Source organism: Hydrocoleum sp. CS-953 (genome assembly GCF_002260545.1).
In the GTDB taxonomy this organism is placed as follows: Bacteria; Cyanobacteriota; Cyanobacteriia; order Cyanobacteriales; family Microcoleaceae; genus Trichodesmium.
Genome location: NZ_LGSU01000673.1, coordinates 1 through 4,177, shown reverse-complemented (window position 1 = coordinate 4,177; position 4,177 = coordinate 1). Strand labels below are relative to the sequence as shown.

General features: G+C 35.7%; 2 protein-coding genes. Both read right to left on the bottom strand.

The features are described 5' to 3' along the window. Positions 1-867: 867 nt before the first annotated feature. Positions 868-1,923, bottom strand: coding sequence for a pentapeptide repeat-containing protein (locus tag AFK68_RS07685; RefSeq protein WP_094672245.1), 1,056 nt, complete (start codon positions 1,921-1,923; stop codon positions 868-870). 815 nt (positions 1,924-2,738) lie between these two features. Further along, positions 2,739-3,944 (bottom strand): RNA-guided endonuclease TnpB family protein, encoded by a 1,206-nt coding sequence (locus tag AFK68_RS07680; protein WP_094672244.1) that lies wholly within the window; start codon positions 3,942-3,944, stop codon positions 2,739-2,741. Positions 3,945-4,177: the final 233 nt, after the last annotated feature.

Sequence of the window (4,177 nt, the reverse complement as noted above, 5' to 3'; positions counted from 1 at the left end):
GCATAAATAATAAAATCACTAACTAAATATATCTGTTTTCATTTTATTTTTTTTGTAATCTAAGTTATTTCCCAACAACTCTAATTAATAATTCGGTAAAAGTTTTCGCATATCCCAGATTAGGTGTTAGCGACCCTTACCCATAATACTTTTTCAGTAGACCCTGGTTAATAATTAACCACTTTGTTGAAATCTAGCTTTTGGGGCAAACTAGCTTTAGTTATAACGTTTCATGGAAGTTATAGCGGTTTTCACTTCATGACTTGCATTACTTCTTCTTTCTCTCCTAGATAATATGAGCCTTCTTCCTTTAAACCCAAATCTCTGTACTCTAAAAAACATAAAAACTGCTATAAAAGTCAGTAGGGGTGATTCGCTCTTCACCCGTACAAAAGTCATGCATTAAGATTTTGTAGGCTTAAAACTTTGATGTTACAGTAATTTCAGGAAATTATTTCAGACCTAAAGTTTCAAACTATTTGTGACATCTTTAAAGTGAATTGGTATTAGTTCTAGAAATTATTCTAATACCTAATACCAAGTGTAAAAAAAGAATGTTAAAAATAGTTAAGAGTAATTGAAGGACTTGCTGAATGATATCTCTTTGACTAAAAAGAGAGATTTACCCGAAAATAAGTTTTTACCTCTCCCCTTCAAAGGGGGTAAAAAAAGAAAATTCAGTATTTCAAATCTCCTAATTCAGTAGGAGGTACTGTTAACTGTTTTCGGCTGTCGCCGACATGGAAAGCGGAGCATTCCCTATACGAAAAAACGGAGTTCAGACCCTAGGAGAGTAACTGAAATGACTCCTAACTCCTGCGGAAGTTGTAAATATTTGTAGCAAACATTTATTAAATAAGTATAACTCTATTCATGAGTTGAACCATTGGGCATAATTGCTCCTTTGAGGCAAACATCCTGAAGACTAGAAAGATTTAAACTAGACCCAATTAAGTTAGCATGACACAAACAGGCTTCTTTTAAATCTGCTCCTTTGAGAGATACCAGCAATAAACCTGCACCATAAAGATTAGCTTTTTGTAAGTTAGCGCCCCGCAAGTCAGCTTCTAATAAATTTGCTCCTGAGAGATTGGCATCTTTCAAATTAGCTCCTCGTAAGTTAGTCTTACTTAAGTCAGCAACTCCCAGGTTGGCCTGTTGGAGAACAACACCATTAAGATTAGTATTCCTAAGATTAGCTCCCTGTAGATTAGCTCCCATCAAATTTGACCCACTCAGATTGGCATTACTAAGGTTTGCTCCTTGCAAGTCTGCTCCAGTTAAGTCGGCAGCACAAAGGTTTGCCTCTACTAAAGTTGCTTCTGTTAAATCTGCCTTGATTAGTTTTGCACCACTGAGATTACCCCGTTGTAGATAGGCTCGAATTAAACTACTCTGATTTAGCAAAGTCCCACTTAGGTCTGCTTCACTCATAATTGCCCGATTCAAAGTTGCCTGTGTTAAGTCAGCACCACTAAGAATAGCACGACTGAGAGTAGCTCCTGTTAAATTAGCTTTAGTCAATATTGAGCAATTTAGTAAACAAGTTTCAACCATGCTGGTACCGATTAGAATAGTTCTTGTTAAATCTGCTTCTGAGAAAATTGCCCCACTCAAAATTACTCCACTTAAATCGGCTTCAATAAGTGTGGTTTTAGTAAAGCTAGCAGCACTCAAATTAGCTTCAATTAACTTAGCTTGGGAAAGATTAGCATAACTAAAATCTGCACCATTCAAATTAGCTCCAATTAGTTTGGTTTTAGCTAAGTAGGAATCTTTAAAACTAGCATGACTTAAATTACTACGATTGAGGTTGGCTTCACCTAAATTAACTGCAATGAGGTTTACTCCCTGAAAATTTCTTTCTCCTTTGGAGTGTCTAACTAATAATTCATTCGCGCTTAAAAGCTCACTGACATTCATAAAATAAATCTGTTAATTTCTCTGATTTGTGTGGATATATTTCATTTCCTCTGAACTGCAAAAAATTAAGTTCCAAGGATTCTATTTTGACTTAAACTTTCAAAATAAATTATGTTTTGTTGATGCTAAACAAAGCCTATCGGCGCAGCCCTAATCTGGGATGTCCTAGATTGCTGATGTGAATAATGATGAGTCTTGGGTTATAAATATTGTCACCCAATGACTAATTACCAGTTGTTATATTTACCAAATTAATAGGGTGATGCTGGTGATATCCTTGCAGTCTAGAGACCCTTATGTGGCTGCGGGTCTGTTCAGCTAGTGTCACCCCCCTGATAGTTAATGGGTGAACTAGATTGCAAGTTGTTATTTAGCTGCACAATCATAAGGCTACTAGGCTCGTCTGAAGCTGAACCTTGAGTATCTGATGCTTTTATACTGCGTTTATTGCCTATATCTACTTGATCCATCAGTGCCTAATTTTTGTTGCAATTGGCTGCCCTGTTGATAAAGATCATAGCTGACAATTGACGATTAGGCAAATTGTTGTTATAAAGACTGACTCTAAATATTGAACTTAGAAGATTTTTTGACAAAAATATTCTTTTATGATATTCATTTTTCCTAAAAACAATTTTAGTATAAAACTCCCAGGGCAAACGTATCTAATTTTTTTGACAAATGACCAAGACTACCGTACGAAAAAAACTGTAGAAAATCGTGACAGCTTTTATCTTGATATTGGATTAACCAATATTGGCTGTACGGCACAGCTCACTATTNACGAAAAAAACTGTAGAAAATCGTGACAGCTTTTATCTTGATATTGGATTAACCAATATTGGCTGTACGGCACAGCTCACTATTCCCTCGGCAGTAAATGCCTCTGGGAATTTCTTTCTAATTATTTGAAGAGAGCCATTAATATCGGCATTAATGACTATACCAATTCCACTCCTGAATAAACCACGTTTGACTCGTTTACCCCTATAAGTTTCATGTTTAATTGGTTGCTCTAGGTCAACGGCAGATGTTTTGCTTGTATAGCTTTCCTCTGTTTCAATCACCTTGATTCCTGCTAGCTGACATTTATAAGTAATTTGCTTGATTAACTTATCATGTGGTATTTGGGTGAAATTTTGGTTGTTTTTTTTGCCTATATTTGCAGATTGTTTCCAGTTATCATTTTTTCCTATGACTACAGTACCAATATTATTTGTGGTTAAATACTCAACCACTAATTTACTGGTGTTATGCAGATAATTCTCCACAAAACGATTTCGGTGATAAGTTAACGCCTCAATCTTACGGCTAGTTTTTCTGTTGCCTTTGAGGTGACTTTGGTACTTAGCTTTACGCTTGTTATATAGTTGATTGACACTTTTTAGTGGCTTCCCGTTAATCAGCATAGGTTTCACACCAGGCTTGTTTGTAGATAGAGCAACTAATCTGTCAATCCCTAAGTCAATCCCCGCTACATATCTTGAGTTTATTTGTGGCTGAAGAGTTTTTTCATAGACTACTTCAATTATATAGCAGCTCGTAGCAGGTACTATCCTGACTTCGATTACAGTTTCCACAACTACAGGTATTTTGATATCACTCATAGATAAGTGACAAATACCATCTTTTAGAGGAGCTTTATAGACTGATTCCTTTGAATAGATAACTACATTTCTGCCTTTGGTTTTGTCCTTATATTTGGGTATTTTGGGCTTCCCCAAAAACTTCTCTGGACGTTTTGACCATTCTTTTATAGCCTGAAAATAACCACGCCAAGTTGCAACCAAGCATTTTATTATTTGTTTTGATACTTTCGTTGGTAATGCTCTATAGGCATCGCTATCTTTGGTAGCATGGTATAGCTTGGTTAAATCTAGACTTTTTCCACACTTGAAAAAATGCTGACGACAATAATAATTAGCCAAGTTGTACAAGTTTTTTGATTTAAAGGCTAACTGATCACACCCCCGCCAAAAGTTATGTGTTCGGTTAATAATATGCCTGTCAACAAGTCGCATTCACTTTCAATTTTTCAGATTTTAGTTGTTACCTGTTTAATATTACAACAATGAGTGTAAATTTTACAACTATTTTCTACCGTTTAAGTTTAACAGTTAATCACCCTTATAGAAGCCCTAAGCGTATCTCCAATCAATAGGTTAGAGGGAGAATTAATTGATAAAAAATGGGTAATAATTGATTTGATGATGGGATGAGTGGCAGATATCTAATACACCCCATCTCCCCATCT

What these genes read in the sequence shown, in the direction of transcription:
- AFK68_RS07680 (WP_094672244.1), bottom strand. Translation starts at nt 3,944, where the DNA reads ATGCGACTTGTTGACAGGCATATTATTAACCGAACACATAACTTTTGG.
- AFK68_RS07685 (WP_094672245.1), bottom strand. Translation starts at nt 1,923, where the DNA reads ATGAATGTCAGTGAGCTTTTAAGCGCGAATGAATTATTAGTTAGACAC.